We start from the raw sequence: 18,913 nt of genomic DNA, 5'->3' as shown, positions 1-18,913 counted from the left end.
TTCATGACTAAGAGCACACCTAAACCCCGCCGCTACCGTGGTGCCAGTGGCGACCAACGCCGCGCGGAACGCCGTCAACAGCTCCTAGACGCCGGTCTCTCTACGATTGGTGAAGTAGGCTACCAAGCCTGTAGTGTGCGCAGTATTTGCGCGGCAGCAGGACTCACCGAGCGCTACTTCTACGAGTCTTTTGCCAATAAAGAAGCGCTCTTAGCGGAGGTTTACCAAGCGCAAACGAACTACTTAAAAAAAACCATGCTAGCCGCGTTTAACCACGCTGAACGCAATAGCCAAGCCTTCGCCCAAGCAGGCCTACACGCTTTTTTTGATACATTGCATCAAAACCCAGCGGTGGCCCGTTTATTATTGTTTGAAATTCTCGGCGTCAGCGACACCATTGACAGGCTCTACTATGAGGCAATGGAAGAGTTTGCGGTGTTAATTCGCTCTCTCGCCAGCTCGCTGGGTTTGGCCGATATTGTTGAGATGCCCGATCAAGATATTATCTATGCAGGCCTTGTTGGCGCAGTCATTCAAATTGCTCGGCGCTGGGCGCTGACCGGCTATAAAGACAGTGTCAACGCGGTCATTAGCAGTAGCTTATTTTTATTTGTCGCCACCGCAAATTACACAGAACAAACAAAAAACCGGTAACACAATGTTTATTCCTGAATAAGCATGGCACCGCAGGTTTCCAGCTCAGCCTTATGCTCCCGCCAGCTGGGCATAGCCACATCCATTAAAGCGTAAAACTGCGGGCTGTGATTAAATTCCCGTAAATGACAAAGCTCATGCACAATCACATAGTCAATGCAGGCTGCACTCGCTTTAATTAAATGGGTATTCAGACATAGCCGCCCCGTACTTGAGCAACTCCCCCAGCGTGAGCGCATGCGCCTTAAGCGCAATTCCGGCACAGTTTCTACCCAGGGCAATTGGGTGGCGAAATAGCTAAGTCGCTGCTGAAAATAACGCTGCGCTTGCTGGCAGTACCACTTTTGCAATAACCGTCTAATAGCATCACTTGATTCAGCTTGAACCCGCAGCTCATCATCGCTGAGGCTCACTTTCTCGGGACTATCGGCGCCGCTGCGCAAAGCATAGCCTTGGCCCATAAATAAATGAGATTCACCATCAACAAAGCGAAATCCCGTGTGGCGCGGCTGCTGCCGTAGCTCGCGACGCCGCGCCACAACCCAGTCGCTATTTCGGAATATCAAACCATCTATTTCTAGCCGCCGCGCGGCAAAGGGCACGCGCACTACCAAGCCGCCCTCGCTATCAAGCTGCAAGCTCATTTTCCGGCGCCGACGCCGACTGCGAATTAAGGTGACATTTAGCGTTTCACCGCCAATATTGACCGTGCGCTGACTGCGCTCCTCACTGGGCCGCCGCAATAAATCCCGACTCAAAGAACTCACTTTAAGATCGCTTGCAAAAATTTGGCCTCACTGGAGGGCTGGAAATTCACAGCGGAAAATTGCACCGCCATCGGGATTGTGCTCATGGCGTATATCACCACCGTGGGCTTGCATAATAGACTGACAAACCGACAAGCCAATACCCATACCACCCTCTTTAGACGTGACAAAAGGGCTAAAGAGTTGCGCTTCGATTTCCGGCGCCAATCCGGCGCCGCGATCTTTAACGCTAAAACACACCATGCCTTCGTGCATATAAGTGGTCACTTCAACGGGATTCTCATTACCGGCATTGGCGGTGGATTCCATGGCATTGCGAATCAAGTTTAAAGCCACCTGCTGTAGCTGCACCTCATCGACATCAATATTGGGCAAATTTTCCGCGCCATGTAAAACCACGGGGATTGCGTTCACTCGGGAGTCAACTTCAGCCAGCGCCAACACATCCGCCAAAACATCGTTCAGCGCCAAGACTTCACGACCACCTGTCGGCTTCTTAACATAGCTGCGCATACGCTGAATAACGGCCGCAGCCCGCTCAGCTTGAATCGCAATTTTGCCCAGCACATCGTTCATTTTTTCCCGCTTGTCTTCGGGAATATCCGCTATTAGCCGCTGCGCGACCCGCGCATAATTTGTTACCGCCGTCAGCGGTTGATTCACTTCGTGGGCAATACCCGCCGCCATCTCACCGCCGGTACTCAGGCGCTCAATATGAGCGAGATGTTGGCGCTGACTATCTAATTCACCGCGCGCCGAGTCCAGCGCAGCCTGACTGGCCAGCCACTCACTGATATCACGTAATACCAGCACTGCCCCACCTTCATTACGCGGCGAACCGCTGAGGGCGACAGAGACAATATCGCCACTGCGCGAGGTTAATTTTGCGCTCTCTTTACGCAAACTCACGCCACCCTCACAAAGCAGGGTTAAAGCCTGATTCAAGCCCACATCGTCTGGAAAGAGCTTTAGCTGCGCAAACAATTCACCTACCGTATCAGCAACCCCACACCCCGTTAGCGCTGCCGCGCGCGCATTCATAGAGGTCACACGGCCCTGAACATCCAAGCCAAAAATACCCTCTTCAACGGCATTCAAAATTCGTTGGTTTTCGTCTTCAAGCTCGCTGTTGCGTCGGGCTAGCGCGCGCTCTAGGCGCTGAATTTTAACGTGAGTGCGAACCCGCGCTAAAACTTCATCGGTCTGAAAGGGTTTGGCGATATAGTCTACGCCACCAATGGCCAAACCATGAACCTTAGACTGGCTATCGGTCAGTGCTGACAAAAAGATAATGGCTATATCAGCGGTATCGGGATCAGCCTTGAGGCGCTCACAGACTTCAAATCCATCCATGCCTGGCATCATCACATCTAACAAGATCAAGGCCGGGTGCGCGCGTTTGGCAGTATACAGTGCTGACTCGCCATCTCTCGCCGCCAGCAGGCGGTATCCGCTACCCTCTAAGGTTTTAAATAATACCTGTAAGTTCGTCGGATTATCATCGACTAACAGAATTTGCTCACCGCTCAGCTCACGCGTCATTCAGACTTGCCTCGCCAGATGCTTGGCGAAGCAAACGCGCCAAATTATCGAAATCAAATTCATTTAAAAACTCTTCGGCTTCTTCGACAAAACCACTGCATTCTGGTTTAGTGCGCCGCAGATGCCCTAGCAATTCCCGCGTTCCCGTCACATCCCCCAAATCCACCGCCATGAGCAGTTCCTGCAAATCTCGATCTGACGGCAAAACCACACTAGAACGCTGGCTTGCTACCGGGGCGGCAATCACCTCAGCAGGAGCCGGCTCTTCGGCAAGCTCGTCACCGCCACAGGTGCTAGCGATGACTTTCATTAAATCGTCCATGCCTATAGGCTTGGGCAAGAAACCATCGCAGCCCACTTCAACAGCCTCAGCCATCATGTCTTCATCGGTGGTTGCCGACGCCATAATAATGGCCACATCGGTCATTCTAAGCTCTTGTTTAATAATCCGCGTTGCCTCCATGCCGTCCATTTCCGGCATCCGCAGATCCATTAACACCAATCGAGCACTGCGCTCCTTTAAGTGTTCGATCACCTCGAGGCCATTTGCTGCCTCACGAATATCGTCGCTGACATCTTCCAACATACCCAGTAAAACATGGCGGTTCACCGCGACATCGTCTGCGACAATAATCGCCGGATTCTTAGCCACCTTCATCAACAGATCCGGTACCGGCGTCTCAGCGGCATCCACCAAATCGTCAGCGCTAACGAGGTCAGTTACCGCGAGCAGTGGTATATCAAAATAGAAACAGCTACCCCGTCCGTACTCACTACTCAAATTTAAGCTGCCACCCATCGCCTCTACGAGGCGGCGACAAATAGCCAAACCCAAGCCCGTACCTTTACCATCTTGCGGGTTCACTTGCCGGAAGGGTTCAAACACATCCCGTAGTTTTTCATCCGGTATACCCATGCCGCTGTCGCGCACAGAGAACAGCAGCTGGCTACGCTCAGCATCAACATTAAGTTTTAGCTCGACCGTGCCCTTAGCGGTAAATTTAACGGCATTATCGAGAAGATTAACCAGGACCTGACGCAGCTTAACCTCATCAGCCTGGACCTGCTGGGGCACGTCGGGGGCGACATTCACAATGAACTCCAAGCCCTTAGACTTGGCGCGATGCCCCACAATATCGCTGACGCTCGATACGATTTCACTCAGGTCATTCGCTCGATAAACAATGTCGATATTGCCACTTTCGATTTTAGCGAGATCCAACACATCGTTAATCAATGTCAACAAATGTTTGCCGCAACTCTCTATCGCCCGCAAATATTCTTGACTGCCGCTGGGCACACCGGCGTCGCGCTGTAGCAATTGCGCATAACCCAAAACTCCATTTAACGGTGTGCGCAACTCATGACTAACGCTCGACAAAAACTGACTCTTCGCGTGCAAAGCGTCCTCTGCGGCAATACGCGCATTGACCAGTTCCTGCTCAATGCGCTTGCGGTCGGTGACATCGGTCATAATGCCCATGGCGCGGATAGGTTTGTCGCTCGCGTCGTTTTCCACCACATCGCCACGGCTGTATATCCAGTGGTCATTGCCCGCGCGATCTTTCACTCGAAATTCAACGCTATTGCCAGTCGCCAAGCCCAGCCAGCTGTCCACCGCGGAGGCGATAATTTGCATATCATCTTCGTTGGCAATATTTTTAAAGGCGCCCACTGGGTATGGCTTGGCTGGCACATCGTAGCCAAGCATACGGAAAAAGCTCTCGCCAACTGTCACCAAGCCAGTCTGTAAGTCTAAATCCCAAAGGTGGTTTTGCGCTGCATCAAGCGCTAGTTGAAAACGGCGCTCGCTGAGCTTTAAAGCGCGCTCGGTTTGAGTGCGCTTTTCCACCATAAAATTAGCTTCTTCTGCCAGCTTTTGAAATTCGGCAAAAGGCAGACGATTGACGTCAATCGCGGTCGAACGCTTACTCGCATCGGCAAAGAATTGCTGGAAAATCGTAAAGCCCGACTCACTCCGGCGCGCCAACCAGCGCGCGGTTAAAGTCGAGAACACCATCAGTGCAAATGCAATAATAACAATGAAGCGCACGTGCTCACGCACCCGGAGCTGCAGTGCAGCGTGCTCTTCCGCCAACTTAACATTCAGCTCATCGAGAAACACCCCGGACCCCAAGGTCCAGCCCCAGGGCTCAAAGCGCCGAATATAGGAAATAACCGGTTTGTTTTCGCCATTTTGATCAAGCCAATTCAATTCGGTAAATAAGCTATTTTCGCCGCCACTGACTTGGGTACTTTTTTGCACTATGTTCGGCATTAAAGCGCCGACACTGGCAGGATCGTAAGCATTGACCAACTGGCGACCGTCACTGTCGACCACGAACATAATCGAGTTATCTGGGTCGATCGGCACCGCCGCAATGCGCTCAACCACCTCACGTTTTAGCCGCCCCACTTCGTCGCGCAAGTAGACACTCGCACCCATATAGAGATCGAGGGGCTTATAGTAGTATACGAAGCTAAAATTCCGCTCGGTCGCCCGGTTTTTAGTGTCGGTAAAGCGGTACTCTAAAAAATCGTAGTTTTTTTCTTTAATCGAGTCGCGAATCTGGCTGGAAAATGCGCTTAGTGCATCGCGGTCTGATATTCGCTGATTGCCGCGAGGATACATTGGCGCCAGCAGTGGCTTGCCAGTGCCGTCAAACAAGAAGAAAAAGCCCTTGTTATCGAGAAAGCTCAGCGAACTCATAGTTGTCCGTAGCCGAGTGAGCTGCTGTGCACGACTTTCGCCGACAAATTCTTTGCGGGTGGTTTCGATCAAGGACAGCCCCACGGCCACCTGTTGCCGTAAGTCGTTGTAGAGCTGCCGATTAAGCTGGGTACGCTTAAACTCGAGATACTCCATGGCCTTATCAACTTCCCGGCGCAAAAGCTCGCGACGAGACTCTATATAGGTATCCCGCCACGCCACACTTTGTAAGGTGTAGCGCTCGTATTCCTTCGCGATCCAGATATAGCCGAGTATCGCCAAAGGAATCGCTGACAATGCGACTAGGCTAAGGAGATATATCTGTACTAAACTGCGCTTAGTTCGCATGCGCAACCCTTGTTGTTGTATAGCAAGCGCGAGTTTGCCTTGCGAGGTAATGAGGCGAAAGCTTATCCAGTCTTAGGGCTGATCGCCAGTATCATTCACCGAAAACATGAATACATTAATTAAGCCCACCAATAGCTTAGGATTTCATGGTAGCCTAAGCATACGATAAAACGGTAACCGCAAGGACGTAATAATGACAGTAGAAGCCACGGTGTACCTCGTTGAAGATGATGACGCGGTAAGAGATTCACTACAAATGGTGCTGGAATCGGTCGGTCACAAGGTGGCCAGCTATTCTCGAGCCGACGCATTTCTAGAAGATTACAGTGATGAAATGGCCGGCTGTATGGTGCTGGATATACGCATGCCGGGTATGAATGGCATGGAGTTACAGCGCCAGCTCAATACTCGCAACTCGATATTGCCCATTATTTTCGTTACGGGCCATGGTGATGTACCCATGGCCGTCGATGCAATGCAGCGCGGCGCAGTCGATTTTGTGCAGAAGCCCTACCGCGAAGAAGAGCTGCTCGGCAAGATTCAGCAGGCGATTACCGCCGACATTGAAAATCGCGCCGATCTTGAGGAAAAACACAAAATCCGCGCCAAGTTGAGCGATTTAACCCCCCGCGAAACCCAGGTTATGGAGTTGATGATCGAGGGCAAGGCAAATAAAGTCATCGCCTACGATCTCGATATCAGTCAGCGTACAGTAGAGATTCACCGCGCCCGGGTAATGGAAAAAATGGGCGTACGCTCACTTGCACACCTTGTGCGCATGGTAATGGCGGCTGAAGAGAATAATAATTAAGCCTTGCCACCGAGCAAGCGATCCATCTCCTTCAATACGGTCAGCAGCCCAGTTACAGGTAACTGCTGACCGCGGAAATACTCCTCCGCCATCGGCGCAATACCGCATGCCGTAGGCAGCCCCACCCTCTGCTCCACTAAAAAATGCATTTTGGGGATAAATACAAACTGCAACCACTGAGCGAAATTCAAGGTATCTACTGAGAAAGGCTGTTCGCTGCGCAGGGCCTCTGGCGCTGGCGCCACTGGGTCCCAGCAGCCAATCTGCCTCATGAAGGCCTCAATATCGATTAACACCGCCGTCACATCATGGTAATGACTCATCACCAGCTACTCGATGTTTTGTCGGTAGGGTGGCATTGACGCCAGCATTTTACGGCCGTAATGACGACTTACCATCCGCCGATCGAGAATAGTGATCCGCCCTTCATCCGCCTCATTACGCAATAAGCGGCCGCTGGCCTGAATTAAGCGCACCGCGGCATCAGGTACCGTAATATCCATAAAGGGATTCCCCTTGTTGCGACTTATCCATTCAGCCAAAGCCTCTTCAACTGGGTCTTCTGGCACCGCGAAGGGAATTTTCGCGATCACCACATGCGTGCAATATTTACCGGGCAAATCGACGCCCTCGGCAAAACTCGCTAAACCAAAGATCACGCTGCCCTTGCCATCATCGAGACACTGGCGATGGCGGGTGAGGATTTCGTGTTTAGGTAAATCGTCCTGCGCGAGAATACGGCCCTGCCAATCGGTCGACAATCCTTCTCGCACCGCGCGCAATTGCTTGCGAGAAGAGAACAGCACTAAGCTTCCCGCGTCCTCATCCAATAAGCTCGGCAGCATCTCGATAATCGCTGCAGTATGGGCCTCGGCATTACCGGCATCGCAATCCATGGCGGGGATATACAACTCTGCCGCCTCGGCGTGCCGAAAGGGGCTGGGCACCACTTCGAAGCTCGCGTCGGTATCTAGGCCTGCGCGCATACTAAAGCGGTCAAAGCTGCCTAGCGCGGTCAATGTAGCCGAGGTCAACACCGCGCCGTAGCAGCGCGACCACAATGCCGACTTTAGCGCATTCGCCGCCAAAATAGGGCTGGCATTTAACTCAACATCAAAGAGCCCCTGGCCTGTCTCTACCAGCGCGAGCCAGCGTGCATTGGGCGGTTTTTCCTTGGTCGCGTCGCTGGCATAGGATCGCCACAGGGCCGCAGCCGATTCGGCCCGAAAGCGCGCCATCGACACCGTGGTTAACCACTGCTCATTGGCTTCGCGATTCCCGCTCAGCTCATTGTTGTCCATGCCGTCTTGCAGGCTATCGATAATTTTTTCAGCGTGCTTAATCACTTCGCTGAAACCCGCTAATAAGCTTTTGGCGTGCTCGGTCAGCACGGCCGGAACAATGCCGTCTGCAAAGCGTAAGCTTTTCACGCCCTGTCGCTCCTGCGCACCATCAAGCAACTCTTCCAACACTGGCCTCAGAGGTATAAGGCCTCGCCGCACTGCGATTAGCTGGCTCAGCAAGCTCTCCAGCTCACCGCGAATACTATTATCCATAGCGGGTAGTGCAATCATGGCGCTGAGCGCCCGTTCAATCTGCTCGATCCAGCGCTCGGTGGCCGCCAGCCGGAAGTTGGCGCTGAAGTGATTAATCACTTTGTCTGGCAGATGGTGGGCTTCGTCAAAAACGTAAATACATTCTTCCGGCGGCGGCAGTATCGCGCCGCCACCGAGCGCAAGGTCGGCGAGCACCAGATCGTGATTGGCAACAATTACATCTGCCTGAGTTAAGGACTCCCGCGCTTTAAAGAAGCTGCATTGCTTCACATGGCTACAGCGCCGCCCAGTGCACTGGGCGTGGTCAGTGGTGACCCGCGCCCACTTGTCGTCGGCAATAACCGTCTTCCAATCATCGCGATCACCGGCCCACTTGCCTGTGCCCATCTGCTTGGCAAAATCGGTATACAGCGCTAGGCTCTCAGCGTCTGGCGCTGCCATGTGTTCGTCTATATACAGAGGTAATACTTTGGCATCGGCGCCGGACAGCAGCTGATCAAGCTTCGATAAACAAATATAGCGGCGGCGGCCCTTAGACAAACTAATTGAGAAGTGCAGCCCACTATTAACGAGCACATCGGGTAAATCCCGATAGATAATTTGTTCCTGCAGGGCCACTGTCGCCGTGGAGATAACCAGCGTTTTATCACAAGCTTTAGCAATGGGCACGGCGGCCAGCGCATAGGCGAGAGTTTTTCCGGTACCGGTACCCGCCTCAATGACGCAGAGATGGTCACCGCCACCGCGCTGCTGCTCTTGATTGCGTTTAATCCCGCCCAAGGTACGCGCGATATGAGCGATCATTAAGCGCTGACCGTAACGAGCCTTAAGTTGCTTTACATCAAGAAACTGACGGTAGGCATCTTGAATAGTCTTTTTTAGCTCATCGGTGAGCACCTATTCCGCCTCTTCAACAATCCGCAGATCCGCGCTACGCAATTGGTTTTTCACTGGATTCGCGTAAATTTGCATCGCCTTTTCGCGATACTCTACGGGCATTTGGCCGAACCGCTTTTCAAAGGCCGCATGATCAGCCTCCTTTAATTCCGGCACTTGCGAAAGACGCTGCCAATTGTCGTCCTGATAAATACGCTGATAGGCGATAATATTGCTAGGATGAAGGCGATATTGACCAATAATAATCTCATCCAGCGTCGCCGCAACTGCAGCGGCGTCACTAAATTCACCCTTTAGCGGCGCGCCAAAGGCGACATGGACATTACCCTTATCCCCAACAATCCCGACAGCTATGCTCTTTAAATCCTCATGCTCGGCTTTTTGGTAAGCACCATCGCGGGCGATATGGACCAATTCTTGGGCCTTAGCAGCATCGAGCGGGTCCCATTCATAAGAGATCGAAACCGGCACAATATTGAGTTTGTTCACATAGTCAGAAAAACTTTCATCGGGTTTATTCTGCGCCATACCAATCATTTTAATAACCGCCGCTTCGGTGGCGTCATTACCGTCTTTGGCGCGACCTTCACGCTGGGCAATCCAAATTGAACTGTGCTCTTCCAATAACGAAAAGCGGATATAACTCGCCAACTGCCGAAAAGCCGCCAGCATCTGCCGAGGCCCACGGGCCGAACGACGCACAATAAAACTCTTATTCAAACGCATTAAATCGGCAGCAAAGGGCTTGGAGAGCAAATTATCGCCAATGGCGATTCGGACGGTATCCCGCTCATGATGGTATAGCGCGTAATTAACAAACGCGGGATCGAGCGCGATATCTCGGTGATTACTGATATATAAATAAGCCTGATTAGAATCAAGGTGCTCTAGGCCAGAAACCTGGAAGCTCGTGGTACTGCCCTCGATCATGGCATCCATATAGCCTTTGACGACCCACTGAAAGCCGGCGACATTGCTGACGCCTTTAGTTTCGCGGGCTAAATACCATCGCAAAAACGGCCTAACCAGCCAAGGCGCCGCCTTGTTTAAACGTGGCAAACGCAAGCTAGCGATAATATTGAGCATTTCGGGGTCAACCAATAGCTTTGCCAATACCGGCGCCACTTCGTCGTCGTGGTAGGGCCGTATTTCAGCGAAGGTATCCATTGCTCGGTGCTCTCACAAATATAAAGGGGCGTACAATAAAGGATTCAGCCTCAGGCGTCATCTCCCCACCGCCGCAAATTGGCAATTTGCCAAATCATCTCATCCAGCAACGCACTTTAAAAAGCAAATTGCAAAACTGTAAATGCCGAGTGCCCGTAACCAACTCGAAAAATAGAAATAAATACCTAAAAATCAACAATTTAGAAATTTAACCCCAACTGGAATGCAAGTTGCTTTTACATATGCAAGTCGCGAAACATCGCCTTTACGATATCCAGCATTAACTTTAAGGGGTCGACCATGCCAACACCAACAAACACAGCATTACTGCTTATTGGTTTTCAAAACGATTACTTTGCCAAAGACGGTATTCTGCATTCAGTCATAGAAGAATCTTCTCGAGTCAGTGGCGTGCTGCAAAATACCTTAGGGCTGCTGGAAGATGCATCACAGGTGTTTGACCTTATCGTGTCGACGCCGATACTGTTTACTGACGGCTATAACGAACTCGATGACCCCGTCGGCATTCTCCGCACCATCAAAGACGTAGGTGCATTCAAGGCTGGTCAATTTGGTTCTCAAACAATACCGGAGTTCAAGGCCTACGAAGACATCATCACCGAAATACCTGGCAAACGGGGCTTGAACGCCTTTTCCAACACGCACTTAGAAGCGCTATTACGCGAAAAGGGCATTGAGCATCTAGTGCTAGCCGGAACCGTTACCTCCATATGCATCGACTCAACTGGCCGCCACGCCGCGGACCTTGGCTTTAAAGTGACGATTCTATCGGACTGTACCTCCAGTCGAACGATATTTGAGCAGGACTTTTACTGTGAAAACGTGTTTCCGCTATATGGTGAAGTCCGCAGTTCATCTACAATCTTGAGAGGATGAATAAAATTAGAGGTCGGGAAATGAGCGCCACTGATAGCGAGCGCGAGCTTTTACTTCAACACCGCATGATTGAAGAGCTCGCCACCAAGCATCGAGAATTCCAAACCCTCACTGATTTACTTGAAGAAATCGTTTTCCGCTGTGATATCAGCGGAACATTAACCCTACTTAACTCCGCGTGGACCCGCAAAACGGGGTGGACTGTAGAGGAATGCCTAGGTCGCCGCTTTATTGACTTCGTAGACAATGGCGACAATATCAACGAACTCAGCGACAATTTTAACGACAGCGATCAAGTCGTTACTGAATTGCGTATTGCAAGTCGCTTTGGCGACATTAAAACCTTTAGTCTTCGGGCCCGCCGTAGCGGCGATACCTGGTACGGCTCGCTCTACGACGTCACGGAATTACACTTAGCGATGGGGGCCTTAGAGGAGAGCCGAGAACAAGCAAGAAAGCTCGCCTTAGTCGCCAGCCGAACCGACAATCTAGTAATCATCTCCGATGCCAAGGGTCGCATAGAGTGGGTAAATGAGAGTTTCACCACCATCACCGGTTACAAGCTCCAAGAGGTTCGAGGCAAATCACCCGGATCATTTTTACAAGGCCCCGACACCGACCCTAGTGCGATTGCGCAAATGCGCGAGGGCCTAGCGCAAGGTAAAGGATTCAACGTAGAAATTCTTAATTTTAATAAAAATGGCACACCCTACTGGCTGGCAATAGACTGCTCCCCAGTGCTAAACGACGACGGTGAACTGGTCAATTTTATTGCCGTAGAGCGGGAAATCACCGAGCGCAAACAAACAGAGCAAGCCCTTCGCGACAGCAAACAACACTATCGGAATATTTTAAACACGGTCAGTGAGCCCATTTTCTACTGTGACACAGGCTTACAAATCCACTTTGCCAACCCGGCGTGGCAAGCGCTCACGGGCTCGGTTTTTAACAGTGAATCACCGCAAAACCTCCATGATTTTATTCACCCAGAGGATATTGAACTATTAAAGCAAACTCGAGACCATATCTGTGCCGGATTACCACCGAATCGACAAGAGTTACGGCTTCGCGACCGCCACCAGAACTGGCGCCGAGTAGAATTACTACTTTCCAGCAATGGCCATTCCAATAGTGGTCATACTCAACACCTCACTGGCGCCCTATTCGATGTAGACGAGCGCTGGCAGCAAACCCAAGCTATTTTACAGTCTAAAGCAAACGCTGAAGAGTTATCCAAATCGCGAACCCGCTTTGTCGCGAATATGTCACACGAAATCCGCACCCCGCTCAATGCTATTCTCGGCATGGGCTCGGTATTACAGGAAACCGATCTCACTGCTGAGCAGCGCGGGTATTTAGACACCCTGTGTAACGGCGGCAAAGCGCTACTTTCCCTCGTGAATGACGTGTTAGATTTATCCAAGCTAGATTCCGACGATATTCAACTTGAGAAAATTGAATTTAATCTTGGTGAATTATGCGAGGAAGCGGTCGATATCATTGCCGCGCGAGTTGAAGAGAAGAACCTCAATCTAACCATGTACTGCACACCGAGTGTCCCACCGGTTGTCATTGGCGACCCCCATCGCATGCGGCAGCTGCTAATCAATTTGCTCGGCAACGCCGTGAAATTTACCGCACAGGGCGGCATCACAATTGCTCTCGACTGGAGGGCAATCAATAACGACTACGGTACATTGAGCCTCGATATTATTGATACTGGCATCGGTATTCCTGAAGACCGAATCGCCAGTTTGTTCAATGCCTTCATTCAAGCCGACACGTCAACAACTCGACGCTATGGCGGTACAGGCCTTGGCCTGGCGATTTGCCAGCAAATTTGCAGCGCAATGGGCGGCGAGATAAGCATCAACAGCACCCTGGGCAAGGGCACAACCTTTAGCTGTCAGCTGCCCCTCAACACGGTAGCATTCACCCCACCAAGCAGTAAAAGCACGCTGCGGGGGATAAACCTCGATGAACGCGGCCAACAAGTGAGCAAGTCCCTAGCGCACTGCATGGCACTTCCCTATCATGCAGAGCATTCTGAAAGCGCCGACAGCTGTCTAAGCCTGATTACTGATGCCGGTAATATATTGACCCTACGCTCTCCTCAGAGCAACGCAGTGCTTACGCCAAATCGGCTATTACGTAAACTTCAGGCCCTCGATAAGCAATCAATTAGACCATCAGTGCCACACACCCATCACCGCGAGTCATCACTGCGCATTTTAATCGCCGAAGATTCAATCCCCAATCAAATGGTGGTTGATGCCATGCTTAAACAGCTGGGCTATAAGCACGTCACTATCGTCGGCAACGGTCAACTCGCCGTCGACGCTGCGCACGACACCCGTTTTGATTTAATTCTTTTGGATATTCACATGCCAGTCATGGACGGCTTAAGCGCAGCGAAAGCCATTCGTTTAAATTTACAAGACGCAACCCCAATGATCGTTGCCGCGTCGGCTGATGTCACCACCGACGCTCGCAAAGAAGCCGGCGATGCCGGCTTTGATGACTGGCTACCTAAGCCTTTTACCCGGGAGCTACTGCTGGCGCTGCTGGAAAAAACCAGCGCGCAGCTAACTGCTTAAAGCCGGCTTACCCCGACTCATAGCAGGCGCTGCGCCAAGCTCAAAATACAAACTTCAAATCAAGTCCGTAGGTCAATGGTGCAATGATTCCCACGTGGTATGTACCCAGCTCGCCACCGGTCAAACCGCCGGGCTGCGAAACCCGCTCGTTGCCGAGCAAGTTTTTACCCCAAAGTGCAAACTCGTAGCTTCCGCTAGGCGTTGTCCATGCCAAACGGCCATTTAGCAAACTGGTATCATCGCCGTAGCCATTCACGCTATTGAACTTATCTTGATGATCTTCATTTGAAGGCTCGATATTTTCCTCGTAAATATAATCGAGATGGAGTAACAGCAGGCCGTAATCAAACTCCGGAGACCAATCCATGGTCACTGTATACTCCTGCGGCGATGTCGCGTTGATCTGATTCGCCTCCTGAAAATCGCCATTAGCATCGTAATAGGATTCGCGGCTGGATTCCTGCTCACGGTAAGTGTAAATCAAGCCAAAGCGCAAATTGTCATTCACCAGCCAATCTGCTGTTAACTCAATCCCCTGAATATCTTCATCAGTGTTAATAACGGTAGGTATTGCGGCGTTGCTACCCGGGGCCTGCGACTCAATCGACTCTTGACGATCATCGATAACCATTTTAAACAAGGCAATTTGAGTGCGTATTTTGTCTTCCAGTAAATCACCCTTCAAACCGACTTCAATATTATTGACCACCTCTGGTGCCAGCGGCACTTCGCGGGAGCCTGTATTTAAGGAGTCGTAACCACCGGACTTATAGCCCGTGGAGTAACTCAAAAACACCATAGCCCCTTCGCTAACTTGCGCATTAGCAACAATGCGGCCGGTAATCTTATCCCAGCTAGCTGCACCACGCTCCAAACCATCCGAATTAAAAAAGAAATTCTCACCCTGGGCTTGCGAGAGCGGGAAGTCGGTCAATGGCGCGTCCCAAGTAAAGGCCTTTTTATCATTGCTGTAGCGCAGGCCCGCAATAATACTCAGCCAATCATTAATGGTGAAGTCGAGATCTGAGAATACCCCGTAGGTTTCGAAATCCCCCTCGTTGGTCATTCTCTCAGTGACATAATTGCCCGCTATCGGACCACCGACTAAGGTATTCAATACCCCTGCAGGGACACCAGTCATGGCCGAGGCTAACTCCACCACCGCGCCATAGCTAAAGGTAAGCGCTGTTTGCTGATAGGTATCTTCTTTACTGTAATTAGCACCAAAAACCGCATCAACCCAATCCAGCGCCACGTTAAATTGCGCTTCAAAATAAGCAATATCGGAGTCTTCAATATTATTGGTATCAACATAGACAGATTCGTCTGCGGTGGCATCTTCATCCTGTAAATTATAGGTTTCAAATGCGCGATAACTGGCAATCAGACTCATCGTGGCGATATCGTTAATGTCGTACCAAAGCTTGCCGGTGATACCCTGCATATCGCGAGTTTCACCGCCATTTATCGCGTCAGTTTCCAGCTTGCGATCGGTCGGATCGGGGTAAGCCGCGTACTCCTCACTGGTACTGAGGCGCGCTTGGGGGCCATTATCTACTCGGTCGATATCGTAGGCCATTTGCAGAGTTAGGCGGTCGGTGGTTTCCCAGCGCAGCGCCATCCGTGCAAATTGATTATTCTGTTCGCCAGGATCGGGCTTAGCGGGGCCAAGCATGTCGAGCACGGCGCCACGCTGGTTATGTATTACATTCATTCGCAAGGCGAGGCTATCGGTGAGTGGAATATTGCTCATACCCTCCACGCGGAACAAATCGTAGTTACCCAACTTGCCAGTAACAAAGCCTTCCCGCTCTTCAAGACTCGGAGCATTGGGAATAAAGTTCACCACCCCCGCCGCCGCATTTCGACCAAACAGTGTGCCTTGAGGTCCTTTCAATACCTCGACCCTTTCCATATCGGAAAACGGCACGGTAATCGCTGCCCGCGGCAAATACACGCCGTCTAGGAAAGTCGCGACAGAAGGATCACCACCGGTGCTAATATTAGAGCTTTTAATTCCGCGAATAATAAAAGATGACTGGGTCGTGCCGCCACCTCGGACATCATCGCCAACCTTCAAGCCGGGAATGTAGGCCTGAATATCTTCCATGGTCAGTGCGCCGGTGTTTTCTAAATCTTGATTGGTAAAGGTATCAACCGTGACCGGCACCGTCATCGCGCTCTGTTCACGCTTTTGGGCCGTAACCACGACTTCCTCTAGCGCCAGATTCTTAGCGGCTTGCGCCGTTGATGCGCCCAGTACTGCCAGCCCGATTGCACAGGCTATGCGACTTCTACTCATGGTCATAAACCGCCCTCTCTCGCTATCAATACCGATGAGCACCATCGCGGCGCTCACACCCTTAAGAAATCACATGCAAAACTAATTTACTTGGTGACCTTTAACATATATTCCGCCACATCCTTTCTGAGCTCGGGCGACAAATGGCCCTGAGACGGCATAGCTGGGTAGTCAGGACGCACCTGATGCGGATCGGCAATATAGTCGGCAATGCCCTGCGCGTCATTGCGATACAGGGCTTGAATCGTCAGCGTCGGCGGTCCAATCATCCGCATATTGTAGGCGTGGCAACCCGCACAAATACCCTGATACAAAAGCTTAGTGCGGTTGGTCGCGGTCACTGGCTCATTTGGCGCGCCGCCAGGAATGCGGTAGCTCAGTACATCGGCTGTAGTCTTACGCTCACACTCAGCCCATTTCTTAACGCCAAAGCTGGTATAGCGCTCGCGGTTAATAATGCAGTTGTCCGCCTCTTGGGCTGAACCCGGCGTCGCCAAAATATCTGGCCCCGTGCGACTGAATTGAGTCAGCATCAAGGCTTTAACTTCAGCCACCGGATCAGCGCCATTATCAAACATTAAATTATCAAGAAACACCAAACGATCTGGATTCGGTTCTGACTCTGGATCGCTGGAAATATCGGTAATAAACGCCAAGTCGGTAATCACAATACCGGCGGTTTTATTGCCCGACACGATATTCCCTTCGACGATTACATCGTCTGCAGCCATGACCACAATACCGAGACCTTGCGGCACTTTAGAGACAATTGAACCCGGCGCACCAAAGTTTGGGGTATTGTTATTCACCACAAAATTGTTGCGCAGAATGACATCATAAGTCGTTTTAATCGGCAAACCTGGGGTAATGAAAACAAGCAAACCCGCGGTGTTGTCGTGAGCATAATTATTTTCGACTAGGGCGTGGCGGGTATTTTCAATTTCGATACCCGCGACGTTGTCGAACACCTCGTTGTGACGCACATCGACGTTATCGCACATGCCAACGTAGATTGCCGCGTCTTCGATACCGCTCAAGACGTTGTATTCAATCAGGCCATTTTTACCAAACTGAGGGAAAATCCCGTAGACCCCAGTGTCGATAACTTTGTTATAGCGAATGGTAAAGTTATTACCCGACTGCCCCATTATCGCATTGCCCTTGTAGTGGGTAATGGTTAACCACTCCACGGTGAAATTATTGCCGGAGTATAGAATCGCGTCATTGCGTTTGCCCTCGCCCTCCATGACCGGCCACTTACCCTCTTGAACAACACCCCGCAGGGTAATATTGTCCTTGTCTACATAGACGCTTTCTTTATAGGTGCCGGGATAGATCAATACCACGTCGCCAGGGTTAGCCTTATTCACCGCATCCTGAATCGACTCACCGTCTTTCACGGGAATGTCTGCCGCCCACAGGCTTGGCATACTGCACAGCAAGCCCAGACACAGCAGCCCCAATCTAATCGGGTTTTTCATTGTTCCACTCCTTTATTTCCAGGCTTAAATATCATCATTGCTATTGCTTCTCGACCACTGGCGGCAGGCCCGAAGGCACTGCACTGGGCAGTTGCGGCATAAAGCTTTCGTCAGTCAGGGTTTTCAAAAACGCGACTAACATATCCAATTCGCGATCCGTTAAATTGGGCTCCCAAATATGCCAGTGCAAATAGAGATTTTCTCCCTCCGGCACCGCATGACCACGCCCACCGGTATAAAACGCCACCGCTTCACGCAGGGTTTCAAAGCGCCCAGAATGCATATATGGCGCGGTTAACTCGATATTGCGCAAGGTCGGCACTTTAAATGCACCACGTTGTGAGGCATCGCCAGTCACCCCTTGCACCCCGCTATCAAACGCATGGCCATCCGGTTCTGGGGTGCCCAATATGGCAACTTGCTGATTGGTAAACGCCGGCGGGGTATGGCATTCAGCACAGCGCGCGACAAAGGAGCGAAATACGTTCATGCCTTCAATTTCGTCGCTGCTTAAGACCTCATGAACACCGTTAGCATATAAGTCATAGCGGCTATTCAGGGACACCAGCGATGCTTCAAATGCGGCAAGCGCGGTATAAATGCGGTCTAGACTAATAGCGCCCTCGCCAAATGCCTGCTTGAATAAAGCTTGGTAAGTCGGGTTTTCGCCAAGGCTGTTAAGCAACTGCGCAGGGCTATTTCCCATTTCAATCGGCGAATATAATGGGCCCTCCATTTGCTCTTCGAGAGAGCTAGCCCTCGCATCCCAAAACAAGCGCTTCAAAAAGCCCACATTCCACAAACTCGGCGCCGAACGATGCGCTAATTGGCCTTTAATACCAATACTGAGGCCGCGACCATCGGCAAATCCTTTGCTAGGCTGGTGGCACGATGAGCAGGCGAGCGTGCCGTCTCCCGACAAAAGCGGGTCAAAAAACATAAGACGACCCAGATCAATTTGCTGGGGTGTAAAACCCTCGCGCAGGGGCGGTAGGCCTGTCTTCAAACCGCCAACGCCCGAATCTTGCAAGGAAGCGTAGTCGCCATAAAGACTCTGCAAATAGCAACGGCCTTGTTCAGGCCGAAATCCAGCCGGACACACCTCGCTCAAACGCCACTCCGTGGCGGCCAAACTCAATACCGGCAGCAACAATAGAACGCTTACTATGGCGCGCATAACCGCT

Annotated in this window: 13 protein-coding genes; 4 read left to right on the top strand and 9 right to left on the bottom strand. The window is 51.3% G+C overall.

The genetic code is table 11. The features are described from left to right. Positions 1–654, top strand: a 654-nt coding sequence (locus ABYT30_RS04625; RefSeq protein ID WP_373095433.1) for a TetR/AcrR family transcriptional regulator, incomplete at its 5' end; no start/stop codon positions are given. A gap of 8 nt (positions 655–662) precedes the next feature. Here ABYT30_RS04625 and ABYT30_RS04620 read toward each other — a convergent pair. The 3 genes from ABYT30_RS04620 to ABYT30_RS04610 are packed head-to-tail and all read right to left on the bottom strand — an operon-like array spanning position 663 to position 6,021. Continuing rightward, positions 663–1,421, bottom strand: coding sequence for a M48 family metallopeptidase (locus ABYT30_RS04620; protein WP_373080053.1), 759 nt, complete (start codon positions 1,419–1,421; stop codon positions 663–665). A gap of 27 nt (positions 1,422–1,448) precedes the next feature. Next, positions 1,449–2,963: a response regulator gene (locus tag ABYT30_RS04615; protein ID WP_373080051.1), complete on the bottom strand. Its 1,515-nt coding sequence runs from the start codon at positions 2,961–2,963 to the stop codon at positions 1,449–1,451. Then, a complete protein-coding gene (locus tag ABYT30_RS04610; RefSeq protein ID WP_373095430.1) occupies positions 2,953–6,021 on the bottom strand; it encodes a cache domain-containing protein in 3,069 nt (1,022 codons plus the stop codon). The genes ABYT30_RS04615 and ABYT30_RS04610 overlap by 11 nt, the downstream gene beginning before the upstream one ends. A 193-nt stretch (positions 6,022–6,214) precedes the next feature. Between ABYT30_RS04610 and ABYT30_RS04605 the strand changes: the two genes are divergently transcribed. Beyond that, positions 6,215–6,832 (top strand): response regulator transcription factor, encoded by a 618-nt coding sequence (locus ABYT30_RS04605; protein ID WP_373079065.1) that lies wholly within the window; start codon positions 6,215–6,217, stop codon positions 6,830–6,832. Here ABYT30_RS04605 and ABYT30_RS04600 read toward each other — a convergent pair. From ABYT30_RS04600 to ABYT30_RS04590, 3 genes are read right to left on the bottom strand one after another with little or no spacing between them, the layout of a single operon-like run. Then, positions 6,829–7,155: a YqcC family protein gene (locus tag ABYT30_RS04600; RefSeq protein WP_373095427.1), complete on the bottom strand. Its 327-nt coding sequence runs from the start codon at positions 7,153–7,155 to the stop codon at positions 6,829–6,831. The two genes, ABYT30_RS04605 and ABYT30_RS04600, sit on opposite strands and share 4 nt — an antisense overlap. A 6-nt stretch (positions 7,156–7,161) precedes the next feature. Next, on the bottom strand, positions 7,162–9,285 hold the full coding sequence (gene dinG, locus ABYT30_RS04595; RefSeq protein ID WP_373079070.1) for an ATP-dependent DNA helicase DinG: 2,124 nt from the start codon (positions 9,283–9,285) through the stop codon (positions 7,162–7,164). Then, positions 9,286–10,452, bottom strand: a complete 1,167-nt coding sequence (locus tag ABYT30_RS04590; RefSeq protein ID WP_373079072.1) for a 1-acyl-sn-glycerol-3-phosphate acyltransferase — start codon at positions 10,450–10,452, stop codon at positions 9,286–9,288. A gap of 300 nt (positions 10,453–10,752) precedes the next feature. On the opposite strand from ABYT30_RS04590, the gene ABYT30_RS04585 reads away from it, so the two are divergent. Both ABYT30_RS04585 and ABYT30_RS04580 read left to right on the top strand, forming a co-directional pair. Further along, the gene (locus ABYT30_RS04585) at positions 10,753–11,349 is read left to right on the top strand and encodes a cysteine hydrolase family protein (protein ID WP_373079075.1); all 597 of its coding nucleotides are present in this window, start codon (positions 10,753–10,755) and stop codon (positions 11,347–11,349) included. Positions 11,350–11,369: 20 nt separating this feature from the next. Next, a complete protein-coding gene (locus ABYT30_RS04580; protein ID WP_373079078.1) occupies positions 11,370–13,946 on the top strand; it encodes a PAS domain S-box protein in 2,577 nt (858 codons plus the stop codon). 40 nt (positions 13,947–13,986) lie between these two features. Here ABYT30_RS04580 and ABYT30_RS04575 read toward each other — a convergent pair whose 3' ends face one another. The 3 genes from ABYT30_RS04575 to ABYT30_RS04565 all read right to left on the bottom strand — a co-directional run bounded on the left by ABYT30_RS04575 (position 13,987) and on the right by ABYT30_RS04565 (position 18,906). Continuing rightward, entirely contained in the window at positions 13,987–16,248 is a 2,262-nt protein-coding gene (locus tag ABYT30_RS04575) for a TonB-dependent receptor (RefSeq protein WP_373079080.1), read from the bottom strand. Between the two features lie 86 nt (positions 16,249–16,334). Further along, a complete protein-coding gene (locus ABYT30_RS04570) occupies positions 16,335–17,729 on the bottom strand; it encodes a parallel beta-helix domain-containing protein (protein ID WP_373079083.1) in 1,395 nt (464 codons plus the stop codon). A gap of 40 nt (positions 17,730–17,769) precedes the next feature. Further along, complete coding sequence (locus tag ABYT30_RS04565; RefSeq protein ID WP_373079086.1) at positions 17,770–18,906, bottom strand: cytochrome-c peroxidase; 1,137 nt, start codon at positions 18,904–18,906, stop codon at positions 17,770–17,772. Between the last annotated feature and the right edge of the window lie 7 nt (positions 18,907–18,913).

The organism is Zhongshania sp. (assembly GCF_041623545.1).
Classification (GTDB): domain Bacteria; phylum Pseudomonadota; class Gammaproteobacteria; order Pseudomonadales; family Spongiibacteraceae; genus Spongiibacter.
The sequence above is the reverse complement of the archived record's forward strand: the minus strand, read 5'-3'. Positions and strand labels throughout refer to the sequence as shown.

Coding starts and splice junctions, on each gene's coding strand:
- ABYT30_RS04615 (WP_373080051.1), bottom strand. CDS start 2,963: ATGACGCGTGAGCTGAGCGGTGAGCAAATTCTGTTAGTCGATGATAAT.
- ABYT30_RS04610 (WP_373095430.1), bottom strand. CDS start 6,021: ATGCGAACTAAGCGCAGTTTAGTACAGATATATCTCCTTAGCCTAGTC.
- ABYT30_RS04605 (WP_373079065.1), top strand. CDS start 6,215: ATGACAGTAGAAGCCACGGTGTACCTCGTTGAAGATGATGACGCGGTA.
- ABYT30_RS04600 (WP_373095427.1), bottom strand. CDS start 7,155: ATGAGTCATTACCATGATGTGACGGCGGTGTTAATCGATATTGAGGCC.
- ABYT30_RS04590 (WP_373079072.1), bottom strand. CDS start 10,452: ATGGATACCTTCGCTGAAATACGGCCCTACCACGACGACGAAGTGGCG.
- ABYT30_RS04585 (WP_373079075.1), top strand. CDS start 10,753: ATGCCAACACCAACAAACACAGCATTACTGCTTATTGGTTTTCAAAAC.
- ABYT30_RS04580 (WP_373079078.1), top strand. CDS start 11,370: ATGAGCGCCACTGATAGCGAGCGCGAGCTTTTACTTCAACACCGCATG.
- ABYT30_RS04575 (WP_373079080.1), bottom strand. CDS start 16,248: ATGAGTAGAAGTCGCATAGCCTGTGCAATCGGGCTGGCAGTACTGGGC.
- ABYT30_RS04570 (WP_373079083.1), bottom strand. CDS start 17,729: ATGAAAAACCCGATTAGATTGGGGCTGCTGTGTCTGGGCTTGCTGTGC.
- ABYT30_RS04565 (WP_373079086.1), bottom strand. CDS start 18,906: ATGCGCGCCATAGTAAGCGTTCTATTGTTGCTGCCGGTATTGAGTTTG.